General features: G+C 56.4%; 5 protein-coding genes. 1 reads left to right on the plus strand and 4 read right to left on the minus strand.

Annotated elements, in window-relative coordinates:
* Window positions 1-4: 4 nt before the first annotated feature.
* Genes GGR28_RS08145 through GGR28_RS08160 form a run of 4 tightly spaced genes read right to left on the minus strand, consistent with a single transcriptional unit; the run spans window position 5 to window position 5,444 of the window.
* Complete coding sequence (locus GGR28_RS08145; RefSeq protein ID WP_183495268.1) at window positions 5-934, minus strand: hypothetical protein; 930 nt, start codon at window positions 932-934, stop codon at window positions 5-7.
* A gap of 27 nt (window positions 935-961) precedes the next feature.
* Window positions 962-2,269, minus strand: coding sequence for a lipopolysaccharide biosynthesis protein (locus GGR28_RS08150; protein ID WP_183495269.1), 1,308 nt, complete (start codon window positions 2,267-2,269; stop codon window positions 962-964).
* Window positions 2,270-2,277: 8 nt separating this feature from the next.
* On the minus strand, window positions 2,278-4,635 hold the full coding sequence (locus GGR28_RS08155) for a GumC family protein (RefSeq protein WP_183495270.1): 2,358 nt from the start codon (window positions 4,633-4,635) through the stop codon (window positions 2,278-2,280).
* A 29-nt stretch (window positions 4,636-4,664) separates the two neighbouring features.
* On the minus strand, window positions 4,665-5,444 hold the full coding sequence (locus tag GGR28_RS08160) for a polysaccharide biosynthesis/export family protein (RefSeq protein ID WP_183495271.1): 780 nt from the start codon (window positions 5,442-5,444) through the stop codon (window positions 4,665-4,667).
* A 1,338-nt stretch (window positions 5,445-6,782) separates the two neighbouring features.
* On the opposite strand from GGR28_RS08160, the gene GGR28_RS19460 reads away from it, so the two are divergent.
* Entirely contained in the window at window positions 6,783-20,645 is a 13,863-nt protein-coding gene (locus tag GGR28_RS19460) for a PKD domain-containing protein (RefSeq protein WP_183495272.1), read from the plus strand.
* Window positions 20,646-20,673 lie beyond the last annotated feature (28 nt).

A 20,673-nucleotide genomic window follows, 5' to 3' on the forward strand; every position in this document is an offset into this window, starting at 1 on the left:
TAGTTTAGGCCAGGCTTTTGTAGTACCGACCGCCGAAACGGAGTGTTTTACACAGGCGCAACATCTTGTTGACTTTGCCTGCGGGCAGGGGGCTAAGTTCCGGGCCGTTGATGTTTTCCCAAAAGATCAGATCGGCTTCCCGGGGGGGCTTGCCGTTCAGAAATTCTTTGGTGAAGCTCCTCGTCCACGGTTTGGGGCCGATCGGGTGGTGCATGAGCCGCATCCCGTAAATGAAGCCCATGGCTTCCGGCCCGATGAGGGAAATGGGCTGATCGGTCATCATGGCGGCCAGGTTGAGGGAGTCCTGGTTGGTGCTCAGTACGGTGGCCGTACGGTCAAACACCCGGAACTCATTCATATCGCCGCTGTACGGAGCAAGGAGGGCAAAGGCGTCGTTCCAGTCGGTGATGAAGGACTTCGTCTCCTTTGTCCAGCCCAGAAAGCCGCTGTTGTAGTACCCGTCGATTTCGTTGGTAATGGTCTTTCCTCCAGCACGGGCAATTGAGGCCCACTTTTTTCGCACGGGATGCGTGCGGTCGAAGATGAAGTTTACGTCGCCGCAGATGGCTACCCCTTCCTGGACCCACTCGCCGAAGAAGTCCATGCGGGTGTTGATCACGATGTCCGAGTCGAAGAAGAAATACTCCTCGGCCTCGGGGGCCAGGACTTCGGAGACGTGCCGGAACCATTTTGGTTTTTCGTGCACCATGTGCAGGCTTCCGTCAAGCTCGACCAGTTCTACTTCTAATCCGCCGGGGGTAACGAAGGTTTTACCGTGCGTCGATGGCTCCAGGGCGGGCAGCCACTCCGGCAGCGCTTCCCGGTATCCCACGATGACTTTATCCACGTAGGTACCGTGGCGAGCCATGGAGTTGAGCAGGGCCGCGAAACCTAAAAAATAGTCACGCTCGGCGAGGGTAGTCAAAACCTTCATAGTGTAAGTCGTTCACTTGGAAACTGCTCAGACCACTTCGTGGTCCGGAAATTCCATCTTTTTAAGAGTCTGATAGAAAAAATCGACTATCCGGTAGAGAATGTTTGACAAGGCCGATAAGATCGAAAACCAGAGCACGCCGGCCAGGGTCGTGTAGTCGACTAAATACAACAGTACCAGCACCTGAAATACAATGGTGGCACCGATGAAGAGGTAAGGTTGGGGGATGATGCCCCGTGAGGAAGACATCATGTGCATCACTCCACTAATGAGCATCAAACAGCTTCCCATAGTCATCAACACAACTTCATGCTCCAGATCCTGGTACTTGCTACCCAAAATCCAGAGAAAGATATTCGGGAACAGGTAGACCGCACCCACGATTGCGGCACAGAGCAAACTGATCAGGCCCACCACCTGAAAGAAACGCACGATGATCAACCTTCTATCCGCGGGAAGGCGGGCGTAGCGCGGCACGATCAACATCTCGATGGACAGGCGCACCAGGGTGAGCAACATCATCAGCCGCGACAGTGCGCCGATCTGGGCAATGCTTTCCGTACTGCTGAAGATGGCAATCAGCCAGACGGTAATCTGGCCCGAGATGCAGTAATATATGCTCCCCGGTAGGATGCGCTTCACCGAGGCCATGATCTTGGTGCGGTACTCCGGACTAAAGGCCGTTTGCCAGTCTGCCTTCTTCAGCGACAGTTTGCGAAATTGAAGGTTGCCTCCGACCTGACTGACCCCGGAGGCCAGAACCGCCAGTGAAGCAAAGGGGAAGAGGAGCAACACGGGAAGCGTGACCAGCAAACGTACCACGTTGATGGTGACGTTGATCTTCAGTAGCTCGTTGATGTCCTGGTGCAGCTTGGGCACGATCTGCAGGAGCGAACCGGAAAGCGCGGCCCAGAAGGTAGGCGCAAGGCATAGGATGAGTAAGATCGACTCCCACCACACGACCCCCTGTTCCTGCAACAAGTAGTAGAGGATCGGCACGGAAACGATTAGGCTGCCGACCGCAAACTGCTGTCGCATGTGCATCCCGGTAGCCAGAATCTTGCCGAGTTCCTGCTTGTCCTGCCACTTTTTTCCTCCCTCCGACATGACGCCGGTGGAAATGCCGCCGTCGGCCAGTACCGTCATAGTTCCCAGCATGGTGTTTGCCAGGGTGTAGTAGGCGTACTGCTCCGTGGAAAGGGTACGGATGATGAAGATTCCGACGATGAATCCAACACCCTGGATGACCAGTTGGGCCCCTCCGGTAACCCCAAGAAGCTTCCCCCACTTAAACAGTTTGGGAGAGCGGGCCGCTAAATCAGAAAAGATTTGCAAGGGATTCTCTATTGATAATAGCCGTAACCGTAACCGTAAGCGGCCTTGGGATTGATGCCGTTCACGATGAGGTTGAAGCGCGGTAGCTTGCCCTCCTCCACCATTTCATTGATGTAGGGCATGCTCTTCTTCGGCGTGACGCCTAAGCGGGTAATGAAGAGCGTTACGTTCACGTAATCCTTCATGAGCAAACCGTCGGTTACGATGCCAACCGGTGGAGCGTCGAGGATGACAACGTCAAAATCCTGTCGCAATCGCTGGATCAGGGTTCCCATGTTGTTCTCCATAAGTAGTTCCGCCGGATTGGGGGGCAGGGGGCCACTGGGTACGATGTACAACCGATCGAGGACGGTAGGCCTGATGATGTCTTCGTAGGAAGATTTGCCGATGAGGTAGTTTGACAAACCGGCATTCTTTCGTTCGCCCTCATCCTTCAGGACCATCTCGGCCAGCTTAGGCTTACGCATATCCAGCCCCACTACGACTACTTTCTTTTTAGTCAGGGCCAGGGCAGCAGCAAGGTTGGAAGAGATGAAGCTTTTGCCTTCTCCACTGACGCTGGAAGTGACCAGAACCACCGATGACTGCTCGCCGGGCAGTAAAAAGCCCAGGTTGGTTCGCAGCAACCGGAACGCCTCGGCGATACCAGTGCGGGTAGATTGGTTGACGACCAGCTTGCCGTGCTCGGAACTCTTCACGATCCGGCCCACAATGGGGTACGGCAGGTAGTTCAGTACCTCATCTTCCGTAGGTACCGTAGTTCCTAGCAATTCCCGTAAGAACATGGTACCCGCCGGGATAAAGAGGCCGACGCCAATTGCGAGCAGGTAGATGATCGGCTTATTCGGTGATATCGGGGAAGGGCTGGCCTCCGCACGGTCGATGATCCGGGTGTTGGGCACCTGGGCGGCTACGGTCAGGGCGGCTTCTTCCCTCCTTTCCAGTAAGTACATAAACAGATTCTGCTTGATCTCCTGCTGACGCATGATCTGTAGCAATTTCTGTTCGTTGCCGGGAATGCGGGTCATCTGGCTCTCCAGTGGCCGAATCCGCTCCTGGATGCGGGCGATCCGCTCGTTGGTTTCCCTCAGAACGGAGTTGATGCTGCGAAGGATGCTCTCCCGGATGTTGTTCAACTTCTCGTTGTAAGTCGCCATCAGGGGGTGCTGCTGGGTGTAGCCCTCCAGCTTGTTGTCGCGATCAAAAATGAGCTGGTTGTACTGTACGATCAAGTCCGTCAGTACCCCGGAGATGATCTCGGAAGCAACCGGCAGGGCTTCGAAGTTTTCGTTGGAGGAGGTCAGGGTGTTCCGGATCTCCTCGATCAGTTCCTGCCTCACCTGTAGCTCGGCCAGTTGGGCGTCCGCTTCGTTGAGTTGAGCCAGGTAGTTGGCCCCCTGGGTCTGAATATCTACACTTAGATTGGCCCCCCGCTTGAAACTGGCTACGTCCGATTCCACCTCGTAGAGCTCCTCGGTTACGTAACCAAGACGCTCCTCAATAAAGCTCAGGGTCAGTCCGCCCGTTTGGCTCTGTTGCTCGACGATTTGCTGCTCGTAGGCGTTCACCAGCGCATCGAGTATGTCTTCGGCTTTTTCAGGGATGGGATCCGTCAGAGAAAGGTTCACCACCCCCGAGCGCTCTACCTGGCTAACCGTCAGTGCCTTGGTGTAGCTGTTTGCCACATCCGAGGGGTTCATCACCTTGATTTCGAAGACGGAGCGATGGTCGGTGGGTGGAGATTCGGGTGTAAGCTGCAAACGGAACTCGCGGCTGCCGATGTTAAACGGTTGAGTATAAGGAACGGAAAGCGTATCCCCCTCCGCCCGAATGAGCGAAAAGTTGTCCTCATTGTCGAAGCGGACCATGACGCTACCGTACTGGACCGGGCTGCCCGCAATATCGGTAGCACTGGTGTCAGCCGGTACCAGACTAAAGGACTCAGGATTGTAAATCTCCGTGTTGCGTACCGACCCCTGGTGGATGAATTTGGTGTCGAGGCCCAGTAGATTGACTACCCGCTGCATGAGATACTTGGAGCGCAACATGTGCACTTCGTTGTCGATCACGTAGCTGTTCTCGAATCCCAGTTCCTGGGCGATCACTTCCTTCGATAGTCCGCTCGTACCGCCGGACTGCTCCTGTATGAGCATCGACGTTTGGGCAAGGTAGACCGGAGTGGTGTAGCGCAGGTTCAGCCAGGCCAGGCCGATGCACACGCCGACGGCCAGCACGAACCAGTACCAGTTGCGGAGCATCCGCCCCAGAAGCGCGGCGTAGTTCAGCCGAATCTCCGGGGTGAACCCCCCGCCGTTCGGCACGCTACCGCGCATCTGCGGCTTGAAATCCTCGGAAAAGTTTTTCATAGTGGTAAGACTTTCGGCGTGACCTACGATCAACGCGTCACCAGGGCAATAACGATTCCGGCGACGGATAAGACGGGGGTTAAATAAGATAGCAAGCGTTGGCCGGGATCGGAAACCGTAGCCGTGCGGGCCTTGATGGGTTCTACGTAAATCACGTCGTTCTGCTTGAGGTAGTAATATTCGGAAGCGAAGATCTCATCGGATTGCAGGTTCAATCGCCTGTAGCTCCGCTCTCCGTCTTGCTCCCGGACGATGAGTACGGATGAGCGGTTGGCGTAGTCGGTCAGGTCACCCGCCATGCCGAGGGCTTCGAGGATGGTGACGCGGGAGTTAGGGAGGGGAATTACCCCCGGAATGGTGACCTCGCCAAGAACGGTAACCTTGAAGTTAAGGTAACGAACGCTTACCACCGGATCCACGATATAGGTCTTCAGTTTTCCCCGTACCAGTAGCTGTAGCGACTCTACGGTCAGACCGGCGACCTCTATCCGACCAAGCAACGGTAGGTCTATGTACCCATCCTGGTCCACCAGGTACCCCTGAAACAACTGTAGGTTCTGGTTGCTGACCTGTCCGAGCCCGCCAACCGTAACGGCTTCATTGAAGGGGGCCGCGGCGAGGGGGTCGACGCTTTCCACTTCGATCCGCAGCAGATCGCGGGGTTGAATTCTGAGTTCGAGGGCGTTTTCAATGTCTTCCGTTTTACCCTGGGGCATGCGGACGGAATCGAAATTGACCAGTTCTTTGTAAGAAACACAACCGGAGGCGGTGAGCACCGCCAGGGTAAGCAACAGGGAAAGTAGCCGCATTGGTAGAATTTTCGGAGGGGTGGTTAGCGAAAAGAAGGACAAGATAGAGAACATACGCCTCCGGCCTCTATGTGTCGGGGCAACACATCTTCACGATTGGACAAAATGGATACGGTACACAATACAGTTGGCGGTGACGAGGGGCCACCCTAAATTTTTTACCGTTTGAAAGAATCGACTTCCGGTCGCGGTCAACATCAAGCTGACCGACGGCACTCGCTTAGATTATCGGATCAATGAGATTTTGGAGCATGTTTGTGGTGGGCAGGTATAAACGATGGTTACGGTTGTCCTGAATGTCCCATTGCAGCAAGTTGATTTTGGCCCAGACATAATACCTGAAGGCCCAACTCCCGTGGTTGCTAAGTTGTCTGCACAACCCAACGGCACCACGGGCTGAATGACAACGCGCAATGCACCGACCGTGGTACATCCAGGCGGTGCTGATGCCGATAATTGTTTGGTACCACAGGCTGACTGCGGTAAGTACGGTCGTGTTTGTTCAAGTGTCGCTAAGCCCTCCGCCAGCCGGTGAGCTAGAATGCGCCGGACACCGGATCCCGCGCGAATTCTACTGCAAACATAGGGCCGTCGGTAGGTTATTACAAATGTGACGACTTCCGGGAGAAGTCACCGACAGCACAATAGGGCGGGGTCGCAGGTGCAAGCTTTCCCGGGCGGCTAACGCCGGCAAGAGAATGGGCCTTTTTCGCGCCCGCGCATATTTAAACTATCGTTAACACATGCACAAGCCATAGTTTGGGAAGCTCCATCCGTTCGAAACAACAACACGTTTACCCCGTATTGGTGATTTAATTCACTGAATCCCTCCCGCAGAACCGCCTAAAGGCCACGGAAGCGTCAAAATTATACTCCATCTTCCCTATGTTTGTCGGCTCAGGTGCAATACTTGCACAGATGTTTTTGTCGCCCTCGCTGCTCGTTACCTTGCACGGCCTTAGGGGGATTGTTACCTTTACTAAGAACATTCCATTTGCTTAATCCTTCTACAGTATGCCAGCTGGGGCAATCCCTCCCCCCTTAAGTTTTCGTATTTGCTGGAACAACATTCGCCCAACCCCGGCCATGACTTTTTTTAAGCCATTCTCGCGTTCACTAAAAACCAACTGAAAACTGTCGCGACACCTCTCCTTCCACCGTTTCGGTAAGAAGCTCCGGAAGGTACCCAGCGACAAAAACCCTACTTCCCCCCCCCCGCCCGGCTTAAACGGTAGTTGCTGCCGCAAAGGATAGGTGGGGCTGCTCTATATTTTATAGACTATCAGCATTGTTTGGCCGGAGTGCACCCCTCCGGCTACGCTTTAGAAAACGACACTAATGAAAGACACTTTACAATTATTAGCCAAAAGTCGGTTCCTCCTTGTCTGCTTATTCTGCGCCACTGGCTTGCTGGCGGAGAATGAGGTGAGTGCTTCGAAACTCGAAGTTCACGCACGCGTACAGGAAGCGCCACGGGTCATCGCAAGTACTCCGGCAAACGGAGCTTCCGGAGTCTCGCTTACCACTTCTATCTCAGCGAACGAACTGTATCTGCCCAACGGACAGAACGGAATTTTCGGCGTTGACAACAACACGGTCAATAACCGTACGGTCAAGCTGTTTAATGCGGCGACCGGCGTGGAAATTCCCTCAACGGCCAACGGAACGGGTGGAGGCGATGCCATCAACCTGACCCCGTCCATCCCTCTGGAAGCAAACACTTCCTACCGCTTCGTCATCGACGGGGTGAAGGACCTTACGGGAGCGGTGTTCGAAGTTTATACCGCGGTCTTTACCACGGCTGCCGACAACGGCGGTAGCGCCTCGGCCCTGGACAATGTCTCCTTTCGCCAGGCCGGCAACGTGGCCACGGGTGAATTCTACACCTCCCTTACCATCGGTCCGGACCGCAAGCTGTACGGTCTCCGCATTTCCGGAACGATCGATCGCTGGAACATCGAGTTGGACGGTACCCTTACCGGAAAGCAATCCATCTCGGTTATTGAGAATAAGTACGGCGAACGGGCCGCGATCGGTCTCGTATTCGCTCCCGACGCTACCTCCGGCAACCTGGTCGCTTACGTGAGCCACTCCACCGGTGTCCTGACCAATGGTCCATCCTGGGACGGTAAGATCAGCCGGCTTTCGGGTCCGGATCTGGAGGTTGAGAACCTCATCGTAACGAACCTGCCCCGGTCGCGTCGCGACCACCTGGTCAACGGACTGTCCTTCCGGCCGGGAGAGACCAACGTAATCTACTTCAACGTTGGTAGTAACACCGCGGGCGGAGCTCCCGATAAGTCGTGGGGTTTTCGTGAGGAGCGGTTGTTATCGGGCGCAACGCTGCGCCTCGACCTCGACAAGCTTCCCTCCAGTAAGTGGCCGCTGAACGCGAAGACCACCATGGATCAGGCAGCGATAAATGCCGTCGATGTCAATTCGCCTACTCTCGGTAGTGGCACCGGCACCTACGAGGAAAATGGAGAACAGTTTCCCGACGACGGTACGTACAATCCTTACTACGTCGACGCACCCCTTACGCTCTATGCGACCGGTATTCGCAATGCCTACGATCTGGCGTGGCACTCCAACGGACAACTGTACATTCCCACAAACGGAACGGCAGGCGGAAGTAACACTCCCGCATCAGTTAACGGTACCCGCCGGCCGAACGGAGAAATTTACAATCACGCCGATCCATCGGGAAAGTACCCGGTCATTCCCGCTACGTTTAACAACAATACGCAGCGAGATTTTCTGTTCCGCGTCGATCCCACCAAGTCGCTGGGCTTCTACGGTCACGCCAACCCCCTCCGCGGGGAGTTCGTGCTGAACCGGGGACCGGTTGACGTTTCCGGATACCCGAACTCCGTATCCCCCGATCCAAACTACCGGGGTATTGCTTTCAATTTTGAGTACAATAAGTCGCCGAACGGAGTCATCGAATACCGTAGCTCCGCAGAGGGCGGCAACCTACAGGGCGCCCTGCTGGTGTGCCGTTACAGTGGTGGTAGTGACATCATCGCCCTGATACCCAACGGTCCCAATGGCGACATCCTGACCAGCAAAATCGGTATTCCCGGTCTGACCGGATTCCAGGATCCGCTGGACATCACAGAAGATCAGGTAACCGGTAACCTGTACGTGTCGGATTTCGGCCGGCAGTCGATCGTCCTGGTGAAGCCCAGTGAAAATTCCTCTCCCGAGCCCGCGATTCAGCTCAACCCGATCTCGGTGATTACCGACGATGTGGCCGACGGTATTCCGGGCGAAGACATCACGGTCTTTATTACCAATACGGGTAACGCGGCACTGCTGCGTCCGACGGTCACCATTTCCGGCGACGACGGCGACCAGTTCGAGGCCAACCTGTCTACGCTTCCCACCTCCCTTGATCCCAACCGCTCGGCTTCTTTTCTCATCAACTTTAATCCGACCACCATCGGATCCAAGATTGCTACCCTGAAAGTTTCGGGCGAGAACACGTCCGTTTCCGCGGAGATCGAACTACGCGGCCTGGGTAAGAAGGGCAACGGCGGCGGCAACGAACCCTCCCTCCAGCAGATCTTCGACACCTATGGCCTTGCCATCCAGGTGGGAGACCGGGATCCCGCAACCAACACGATTGATTTGCCTGCCGGCAAAACATATAACGATATCCTGGGCGACGAACTGCGTATTCAGTACTTCAAGCGGGCGGTAGATGCTCCCGTAACCATGGAAGTGCTAAGCGTGTACGGTCCGGAAGCCAACAACCCCATTCTGGGCTTTGGCTGGTACGAGAGCGGCATCAGCACTTCCGCCGCCGAGCTCTTTACGGTAGAGAACAAAATTTCGGGCAACGGGCAAACCCTTGCTCCGGAAATTAACGGAGTGTCGAGCTTTAATCCGGGCGCCAAGGTGTTTGGATTCTACAGCCGCTGGCCCTTCTTCAACAACCGCTACATCTACTCGGAAGACGCCCAGAACTCCTTCGACCAGGCCATTCCTCACCACGTGCGGGTGTACGAGGTGCCAAACGTAGACAATACCTACATCATAGCCTTCGAAGAGCATACGAGCGGATTTGACTACCAGGATGTGGTAGTTCTGGTCCGAAACGTTGAGCCCGCCCAACTGGTGCTTGCTCCCGTCATCACGGCCAATCCCGCTGAGCTGCTGTTTGAGGCCTCCGAAAGAGCACCCGCGCCCCAGGAAGATACCAAGACGGTCACCATCACCAATTCCGGTAATGCCCCCCTCGAAATTACGGGGGTGAGGATAGGTAACGGCCCCTTCGCCAACAACTTTTCCTTTACCGGCCCATCGACCGTAGTGCTTGCTCCTGCGTCCTCGCAAAATTATGTCGTGACCTACAAGCCGCTGCGCACGCTGGATAACCTGGGCTACCAGGAAGGAAGTCTGGTGTTTACCACGAACGCCGGAAACGGAACGTTCACGCTTGGACTGCACGGCCTGAAAACCGTCGGTTACGAGGGCAGTCTGGAACCGCCCCTGCAGGATGTCGTGAACACCCTTGGCGTGAAAATCGACGTGGGTTGGACTACGCTAAAAAGCAGCACCGACCCCGCGCTGGTGGGCCAGGAAATCAACGAACCGTTGTTTGAAGCAGCCGGCCCCGGCCCGGTCGGTATGGTAGCCGTAGCGCGTTATTCGCCGGCGGAGCTACTACCCTTTGGTTGGTACACCCGGATCGAGAACAACATCACCCGTAACCAACTCGGGGTCATGGCTGACGGATTATCCGAAGCGCAGACCCTTTACCCCAGCCTGGAATCGGGTACGACTAGCTTTACCCCCGGCCGTGGAGCATTCGGAGTGTATGTCTACTCCAATTCCTTCGGTCGCTACAGCTACACCGAGGACGGAATCAACACCGGGACGGTTGCTCACCGCGCCCGTATCTACCCGGCCCGCGACCGCCAGGGTGCGATAGTCCCAAACAGCTACCTGGTTGCCTTTGAGGATGCGGAAAACGGCGACTATCAAGACTACGTGTTCTTGCTGACTAATGCGAAGCCTTACGTAGCACCTGATCCCGCACTCAGTTTCGAGCCCGCAACGATCAGCATCGGTGCCATCGAAGGTAAAATGTCGGGTCAGTACACTACTGAGTTGATTGCCAATACCAACATCGCCGATGATGCCGTGACCCTCACGGCTGATCAACCCTGGATCGTGCTGCCCAGTAGCTTTACCTACGGCGAGCAGATCGATGTCGCGGTTGATGCCACCAAGCTGGACGTCGGGGTGTACACCGGTACCGTTACCGCTACGGCGGCCGGATTCGAGTCCGGCATTCTTACCATCACGGCAACCGTGAACGGACAGGTGAAGGACGGAACCATTCAAATCAACTTTCAGGACAACTCCTTCAATCCTCCCGCAGGATACCTGGCCGATGTAGGCGCGGCCTACGGCGCACGGGGAAATGGAATGTTTTACGGTTGGATCAACCCCGAAACCAAGCAACCGCTGGACAATACCGCCGCAGCCCGCGGCGATGAGCGGGGCATAACCAATTCAAGCTCCGATGAGGACAAACTGCTGCGGTCGTTCAACCACCTCGATATGTTCGGGCAGAACAATCCCCACGACTGGGAGATCGCTTTGCCCAATGGGTTGTACAAAATCGAACTGGCCGCCGGCGACCTGGTCAGTACCAACAGCCGTCATACCATTCGCGTAGAGGGGGAAACCGTAATCAACGACTTCGTCCCCTCCGCCGATAGTAAGTTTCAGGTTGGGGTAGACACGGTACGGGTAAGCGACGGCAAGATGACCCTTGACGACGTAGGCGCCCCCGCCAACGGAAATACCAAGATCATCTACCTCGACATCGTACCGGTAGACAGTAGTGCCTTCGCACCGGAGATCGCCGTCAGTATTCGGGGCAACAAGAACCAGGCCGGCGAATACTACGGACAGGTCAGCGTGACCCTCGCCGCTACCGACAAGTCGGGAAGCGGAGGGCTGGAGGATATTTACTACACCCTAAATGGTGAAGGTCCGACCCTTTACGAAGGTCCATTCAACGTAACCATTGCGAACGGCGTGCCGGCGCAGAGCAATCTGCTGACCGTCACGGTTAAAGACAAGTTCGGCAACCAGGGCAAGTCGGTGCGGTCGTTTACCCTCATCCCCCAGACGGGTGCGGTGCTGCGGTTACAGAACCTGACGGTACTGCGCAATACCGACCGCGGACTGCCCGCCGACGATTTCTACAGTTTCAACAAAATCGAGCGGCCGATCAACTTCCAGGGAGACACTACCATCACCCGCCTGGAGAACACGGTGAGAATCCATAACGACGGCATCAATCCGCTGGTCATCACCAAGCTTACTACGACCAATCAGAACAACTTTATCGTGTTGGGGGACCTGGTCCCCAGGAATGGTCTGGTTATTGAACCGGGACAGTTTGTCGATGCGGTGATTCGCTTCGTGCACGAAGGTGCACCGTACCGGCAGTTGATTACCGAGCAGCTGGTGATCGAGTCTAATGCTGACAATGGCGTCGACATCTCCGCCACCCTGCGGGGAGCCTGGATGGACACTCCGGAGGGCAGTAGCGAAATTACCGCCCAGCAGATCTTTGACGTGTTCGGCTTCAAAACGCAGTTCGGCAAGGACAGCAACGGACAGCCCAACATCCGGCCGAGCTCCGACATTCCTACCGCGGAACAGGTAAATTCCGGCAAGGAGGGAGATTTGATCCTAACGGAATTCTTCGTGCAGGCTGATCCGAATCAGGATGTGCGGGTTGTCCAGTTAGCTGCTTTCCACTCCCGCAGTTCCAATATTTCCTCCTTACGGGATCCGAACAACAATGTACCTGCTTCCATGCAGTTCGACCACGGAACGTCCTGGTTCCAGGCCGTACTTCCCTGGTTGCAAAACACCTTCCCTACCGTTGCCGGTGACCGGGCTCCGGTAATCGACGTACCGTTTTCAATAACCGTCAATGGTTACAGCTCGCGGGGTGGAAACATAAAGGGTGACTTTGCCGATAAAATTGTGGGCGTCAGATTCTACAAAGCGGTAGACCGGGATGGCCGGGTGATTCCCAACGAGTACATCGTACTTCAGGACAACATCGGAAATGGATGTGGACCCGGTCAGGGCAACTGCGATTGGCAGGACAACGTCCTGTACATGATCAACGTGCGGCCGCAGCAATTGCCCACGGCGGCGGCTATCGCCAACGTGACGGTGGATGTTCTGCAAGAACGCTCGTACGATGTATCTCCGTCCTTTAATAAAGGATACCCCGGTAACCGACTCGTATATGCTGCCACCCTTGCGGGCGGGCAAGCCTTGCCAAGCTGGATCAGCTTCGATACCACAACCGGAGTCTTCCTGATCGAGGCCGGTGTAGATCAAGCCCGCCAGAGTGTGCAGGTGACGGTGACCGCCACCGATTACAATAACATAAAGGTCTCCTCGAACTTTACGATCAACGTCCGGGACACGGACATCAACTGTACGGTCAATGCGAATACCGACGGACAGCCGAAGGTACTGGACTGTACCACGGGAAGTGTCGCCCTAAAGGGCAATGTATCGACCGGTGAATACCGCTGGACGGGCCCCAATGGCTATACTTCAACACAACAGAATCCGGTCGTTACGGTGGCCGGCACCTACACGCTGAAAACGACGGGGGCCAATTGTCCCCTCAGCAGTACCGTAGAAGTTCTGGAGGGACTTACGCCGTCAAACCTTCAGATCGCCGCACCCTATACGACCTTCAGCTGCTCGGTCAGTTCGATTGAACTCACTGCCGTATCGGACGATGAATCTGCCGCTGTCAAGTGGTTTAACGGCAGCAACCAGCAGATCAGTACTGAAACTTCGATTGTAGTAACTGCACCGGGTACTTACCGTGCCGTAGCTACCAGTTCCGGAGGGTGCCAGGCATCCGTTTCGGTTACCCTCGATGAAAACTACGAGGCGGCCAGCGCGGGCAACGACGGTACCATCTCCGTCTGTCGCAACGAAGATTCCTTCAGCCTGTACAGCCGCCTGGCTGCGCTTGGTGGGAATCCCCAGGCGGGAGGAAGCTGGACTTTCGAAGGTGCAACGGTGTCCGATGCATTCAATCCTGCTACTTTCCCTGCCGGTGCCTACGTCTATACGGCGGGTGGAGCCAACGGCTGTGCCTCCGACAACGCTACCCTTACGGTAAAACTTACCAACCCGGTAACGTACTACGCCGACATCGACCGGGATGGATTTGGAGATCCCAATCAGGCGGTTCAATCGTGTGTTGCGCCTCCCGGCTACGTGACCAATCGGTCCGATAACTGTCCCACGGTGAACTCGACGACGCTCTCCGACGCCGACGGCGACGGTATCGGCGACGGTTGTGACCCCGACGACGACAACGACGGTGTTAACGACATCGACGACTGTGAACCCTTCAACTCCCGGGTTGGTGTAGCAACCTTCTACTACGCCGATTTCGACGGAGATGGCTTTGGTGATCCCAACAATGGCTTCGCCACCTGTGCCCTGCCGCCCGCCAACTACGTCGCCAACAACACGGACAACTGTCCGGACAACGCCAACCCCAACCAGATCGATACGGATGGAGACGGCATCGGTGACGTCTGCGACGGTTCGGCCAGCGGATCCAGTATTTTCTGGCTCGAAGCCGAATGTGGTGATGTAGGGTCAAACTGGACGAAGATGAGGAGCGACAGCGCGTCCAGCGGATCCTACGTGGTCTACCTGAACGGTACTTCTACCAGCGAGCCCCCCGCCGATCTTGCTCAGGATCAGGTGAGGTTCACCATCCGAAATGTGCAGGCCGGTACGTATCGTCTCTTCGGTCGTGCCTTCGCGCCTAGTCCGGCTGATGACTCGTTCTGGGTCCGGATCAACGGGGGCGAGTGGTTCCGCTGGTGGGAAGGATTCACCCACGGCGTTTGGGGATGGACGGAAGTCGGAAAACTACCCCTCACCCTTCCCGACGGCACGGTTACGATCGACATCGCCTTCCGCGAGGATGGTGCCCTGCTGGATAAGTTGTACCTGTCCCTGGACGGAAAGGTTCCTACCTCATTCGGCGAGGATGCAATCAACTGCGCTTCGGTGAACGAAGCACCCATCGCGATCATCAACCTGCAACCCCCTTACGGTTCCGCACCCCTAGCGGTCAATCTCGATGCAAGTGAATCACGCGACACGGAAGGAACCATCGTCAGCTACAGCTGGGACTGGGGCACGGGCACTGCTAGTGGACCGAATCCCCGGGTCACCTTCCCCGAAGGAACCTACAATATCACGCTAACGGTGACGGACGACGAAGGAACGGAGGGTACTGCCAGTGCCGAACTTCGGGTACTGAATGGACAGGGAGATACGGACGGCGACGGCATCATCAACGATGAAGACATCTGCCCCCTAATTGCGAATCCTAACCAGGTGTTGCCCACCTTCTACGCTGATTTCGACAACGACGGCCTGGGTGATCCGGCCGTATTCGTGGAAAATTGCGAAGCACCGGTCGGATACGTCTCCAACGCGGACGATAACTGTCCTGGGCTATCCTCCAGTGACGTTACGGACACGGATGGCGACGGAATCGGCGACCAGTGCGACGACGACGACGACGGTGACGGAGTCCCTGACGATCAGGACTGTAACCCCCTCAACGAACGCGTCGGCAGGTTTAACACATACTATGCAGACACGGACGGAGACGGATTTGGTGATCCGGCGGTAAGCATTACCGACTGTGTCGCTCCGGAAGGCTACGTGCTGAACAATACCGACAATTGCCCGACAGTCGCCAATGTCGATCAGATGGACAGCGACAACGACGGGATCGGCAATGCCTGTGATCCTTCAGTAGTCGGAAAGCGCATCTTCTGGCTGGAAGCCGAGTGTGCAACCGTAGGTACGGCGTGGATCGAAGGCAGCAGCAGTGAGGCTTCCAATGGGAAGTACGTGGTATTCCCCAGCGGCAATTCATTTAATGAGCCGCCCGCTGATGTACCCGCTAACCGCATCCGCTTTACCCTGAATAGTGTCCAGCCGGGAACTTACTACGTTTTCGCCCGCTTACTCGCTCAGGATGGAGGGGACGACTCAGTGTGGTTCCGCGTAAACGACGGAAGCTGGGTCCGCTGGGCTAGCGGCATAAGCCAGGGACCGAGATTTGAGTGGAATGAGCTGATAGGTAACCCGCTTCAACTGCCCGATGGTACTTCTACCATTGATTTTGCGTACAGAGAAGACGGCCTCCAACTGGATAAAATCCACGTAAACGTGGATGGAATCAGGCCAACCGGCGTGGGCGAGCAGGCTTCGAACTGTGGCTTCAACCCCAATCAGGCTCCCGTAGCCGTTGCTACCGCCACACCAAACAGTGGGCTCGGCCCCCTGACCGTAGAACTCGACGGAAGCGAATCATCCGATGCGGATGGCGTGATCGTCAGCTACGACTGGAAGTGGAACGGTGGTTCGACAGTGGGAGTGAAACCCACCGTAACCTTCCCCGATGGAACCTACGCCGTTACGCTTACGGTAAAGGACGAAGACGGCGCATCGGATACCGATGTCGTGAACATCAGTGTTCAGGCTAATCAGACCGACACCGACGGCGACGGCATTCGCGACGTTGAAGACAACTGCCCCACCGTTGCTAACCCCGACCAAAGTCAGGAAACGTACTACGCCGATCTGGACGGCGACGGCTACGGTGACCCCAACAACACCATAAAGGGATGCGTGGTACCCGCAGATTACGTGACGAATAGTCTGGACAACTGTCCCGATCGCACTTCCACCAACCTGACGGACACGGATGGTGACGGACTGGGCGATGCCTGTGATCCAGATGACGACAACGACGGCGTTCCCGATGGTCAGGATTGTTTCCCCCTTGATAGAACGCAAAGTATCGGTACCACCTACTACGCGGACCTTGATCGGGACGGGTTCGGTGATCCAAACAACTCGATCGTCGCCTGTAATCAACCTGCCGGATACGTACTGAATAACGTAGACAACTGCCCCGCTACACCCAACCCCACCCAGGCTGATTCCGACAACGACGGAATTGGTGATGCATGTGATTCCTCGATTGCGGGGGTAAACGTATTCTGGCTGGAAGCGGAGTGTGCCCAAGTCGGCAACGCCTGGAGCATCGAGTCCGACACGACCGCATCCGGTGGCGACTACGTAGTCAGCAGAACGGCTGAATCCAAAAACGCAGCTCCCAGCGATATCCCCGCCAACCGCATACGTTTCGCCCTCGAGAAGGTACGTGCCGGACGGTACCACATTTTCGGACGGGTACTGGCCGCAACTACCGGAGACGATTCCTACTGGATTCGCATCAACACCGGCAATTGGATTCAGTGGTCCAACGGAATCGTAGCCGACGGAAAGTTCAACTGGAGCGAGCTGGTGAACAGCCCCTTCAGTTTGCAGGAAGGTTACAACACCATCGACATCGCCTTCCGTGAGAACGGCGGTCAGCTAGATAAGATCCACATTGACTACGATAAGGCCCTACCGGTCGGCAAAGGTGAAACTGGCATAAACTGTGGCGGATCCACTACGGACAACCGCCGCCCCGTTGCGTCGGCTTTAGCAACCCCCACCAGTGGACCGGCTCCGCTCAACGTGCAGTTAGACGCCAGTGCATCCACCGATGCGGATGGAAGTATCGTCAGCTACGCCTGGACGTGGGAGGGTGGCTCCGCTAGCGGTGTCAATCCTGCCATTACGCTGGCCAACCAGGGCATCTACAATATCCTCCTAACGGTTACCGACAATCTGGGAGCTACGGCTACAGACCGGGTAACGGTCACCGTGGAGAGGGCCGCGAACATTGCTCCGGTTGCCGTTGCATCCGCCCGCCCGGCCAGTGGTGCCGCTCCCCTGCGAGTAGATCTGATTGCCAGTGCCTCTAGCGACCAGGACGGTACCATCACCAGCTACGACTGGAGCTGGGGAAGTGGGTCGGCTACGGGTGTCGTGGTTTCACAGTCGTTTACTACCGGAGTCTATTCCGTTACGCTGACCGTTACGGACAACGAAGGTGCAACCGACACGGACGTAATTACCGTGCAGGCTTACGAAGAGGGTGCGGATACGGACGGTGACGGCATCGCAGATGCCGACGACAACTGTCCGACCGTAGCAAATCCGGATCAGGCTATCTCCGTATTCTATGCGGATGCGGACGGAGACGGACTCGGGGATCCCAACAATTCGCTAGAAGCGTGTATCGCCCCAGACGGGTACGTTGCTAATGCCGATGACAACTGTCCGGACTTCGCATCCACCGATACTACCGACACCGATGGTGACGGACTTGGGGACAACTGCGACGATGATGACGATGGAGATAATGTTCCGGATGGCGACGACTGCGATCCGCTCGACCGCAACGTAGGTGCATACCAGACCTACTACGCGGATACGGACGAAGATGGCTTCGGTGATCCCAACGACAGCCTGGTCGTCTGTGAACAGCCGGCCGGCTACGTAACCAACAACACGGACAACTGCCCCGCCGTTGCCAACCCCGACCAGGCCGATAGCGACGGCGACGGTCTGGGAGACAGCTGCGACGACAATGTGCTTGGATTCACTGAGTTCACCCTGGAAGCAGAGTGCGCTGTAGTGGGGAGCGATTGGGTAAACCGATCGAATACCAATGCATCGGGTGGCCAGTACGTCGTCTACCTAGGACCGGACGCCAAATCGGTTCCGCCCGCCGACATTCCATCTACCCGGATACGGTTCCTCGTCGAAAGCGCCGAGGCCGGAGCATATTTCATGTACGCCCGTGTATTTGCCGTCAATGGTGGCGACGATTCCTTCTGGGTCCGGGTCAACGACGGACAGTGGAAGGAGTGGAATGGATTTTCACAGTACAATGCTTTCGCTTGGAGCAAGGTGACCGGTAACTCCTTTGCCCTTGCGGCGGGAGCGAATACCGTAGACTTTGCCTTCCGCGAAAATGGCGCCTACCTGGATAAATTGCACCTGAACGTAGAGGACGTAAAGCCTGCCGGATTTGGTGAGGTGGACACGGCCTGCACCGGCAGTACGCCCAATCAGCCACCCATAGCGCAGGGGCAGCCCAGCGTAACCAGTGGATTCGCTCCGCTCAGCGTCACGCTCGACGGTTCGGCTTCTACGGATAACGATGGCACCATCGTGAGCTATGTCTGGACCTGGAACGGCGGATCTGCAGAGGGCGTCAAGCCTACCGTGGTCTTCGAAACGCCGGAGGTGTATAACATTACTCTGACGGTAACCGACGACCAGGGAGCTACCGATACCGACGAGCTTTCGGTCACAGTGTTAGAATCGACGAACGAGTTGCCGATCGCAGTTGCGGAAGCAAGTCCCGAAAGCGGGTCTACCCCCCTTACCGTACAGCTTGATGGCAGCAAGTCGTCCGATCCGGACGGCACGATCGTTGCCTACAACTGGACGTGGACCGGAGGAGGTAGCAGCACCGGTGTCTCCCCCGAGATCGAGCTTACGACGCCGGGAGTCTACGAAATCGTACTCACCGTCACTGACGATCGGGATGCGATTGCCCGGGACACTGTCACGGTAACTGTACTGGAAGCCGGAGGCGAACTACCAATCGCCGTGGCCCGTGCAACCCCCGTTTCTGGCCTGGCACCGCTGAACGTACAGTTCGACGGTAGCGGTTCCAACGACCCGGATGGAGAGATCGTTTCTTACGATTGGTCATGGACGGGAGGGAGCCTTACTGGCATCGCTCCCCAACAAACCTTCGGCGTGGGAGTCTACTCCGTCGTGCTCACCGTAACGGACAACAACGGTAATGTTGCGCGTGATTCCGTCACGATCACAGCATTCCAGGACGAAGCCGATACGGACGGCGATGGCGTCTACGATGTCGACGACAATTGCCCCACGGTCGCTAACCCTGATCAGAAACTACCGGTCTTCTACTCAGATGCGGATGGCGACGGATACGGAGACCCGAACGTTTCGGTAGAGAGTTGCGAAGCGCCGGAAGGTTACGTGCTCAATGCATTGGACAACTGTCCTGAGTTCAACTCCAGCGACCTCACCGACACCGATAGTGACGGCCTGGGTGACGCCTGCGACAACGATGACGACGGCGACGGTGCCGAAGATGAATTCGATTGTGATCCACTGGACAGATCGATCTCCTTCAAGCGCGTGTTCTTTGCCGATGCAGACGGGGACGGATTCGGTGACCCCAATGTGTACGTCTTCGAATGTGTACAACCCACCGGTTACGTGTCGGACTACACGGACAACTGCCCTGCCGTTGCCAATCCGGACCAAACCGACACCGACAACGACGGTATTGGTGACGCGTGCGAGGAAGCTCCCGCCAACGATGGAAACTACTGGCTGGAAGCGGAATGCGCGACCCTGAACACCGGATGGGAGACGGCTTACCACTCCACCGTGTCCAACGGTGCCTACATCGGTTACCGGGGCCAAAGTCGCTTTACTCCTCCGAGTACCGCTTCTCCCGCCTCCGAGATCTCCATGTTGGTGGACGTTGAACTGGAGGGACGTTACCACCTGTTCTTCCGGATGAACGCCTGGAGGAATTCGAGTAACTCCTTCTGGGTTAAGATCGACGACTCCCCCTGGGTCAACTTCTCGAAGTTCATCGGGGGTACCGAGCTGCTTACCGAAGGCTTCAAGTGGGTCAAAGTCAACGACAACGGCACGGATGTATCCTTCGACCTGGCCGCCGGCGAGCACACCCTCCGGATTGCCAGCCGCGAATCGTACAGCCTGCTGGATAAGGTGCTGCTGTCGAAGTTCAAATCCCTGCCTGCCGATATGGGTGGGAAGGGCGTAAACTGCGAGGCCGACTTTACCGGAACCCCGCCCGGAAGTGGAAAAGCGGCCGACGCGCTTCCCTACACGCTGGGGGGCGAACAGCTGCCGACCACGGAATACGGTATAGACATCTTCCCCAACCCCGCTTCCGCTAACCTAAATTTCCAGTTGGAAAGTGACCATACCGGACGCGTGGACGTAATGATCCTGGACATCAACGGCAGAATGATCAGCAATCTCCAGTACGACAAGGAGGATACTATCCTACAGGATAGGCTGGACGTCTCCGACTTGCCCATGGGCACTTACACCCTACGAGTCATCGAAGGTGACCGTCAACTGGTAAGGAAGTTTGTCAAATTGCGCTAGCAACGGCGACACGCCCCGTACGCTAACG

Origin of the sequence: Neolewinella aquimaris (assembly GCF_014197245.1) — a bacterium.
GTDB lineage: Bacteria > Bacteroidota > Bacteroidia > Chitinophagales > Saprospiraceae > Neolewinella > Neolewinella aquimaris.

Coding starts and splice junctions, on each gene's coding strand:
- GGR28_RS08145 (WP_183495268.1), bottom strand. CDS start 934: ATGAAGGTTTTGACTACCCTCGCCGAGCGTGACTATTTTTTAGGTTTC.
- GGR28_RS08155 (WP_183495270.1), bottom strand. CDS start 4,635: ATGAAAAACTTTTCCGAGGATTTCAAGCCGCAGATGCGCGGTAGCGTG.
- GGR28_RS08160 (WP_183495271.1), bottom strand. CDS start 5,444: ATGCGGCTACTTTCCCTGTTGCTTACCCTGGCGGTGCTCACCGCCTCC.
- GGR28_RS19460 (WP_183495272.1), top strand. CDS start 6,783: ATGAAAGACACTTTACAATTATTAGCCAAAAGTCGGTTCCTCCTTGTC.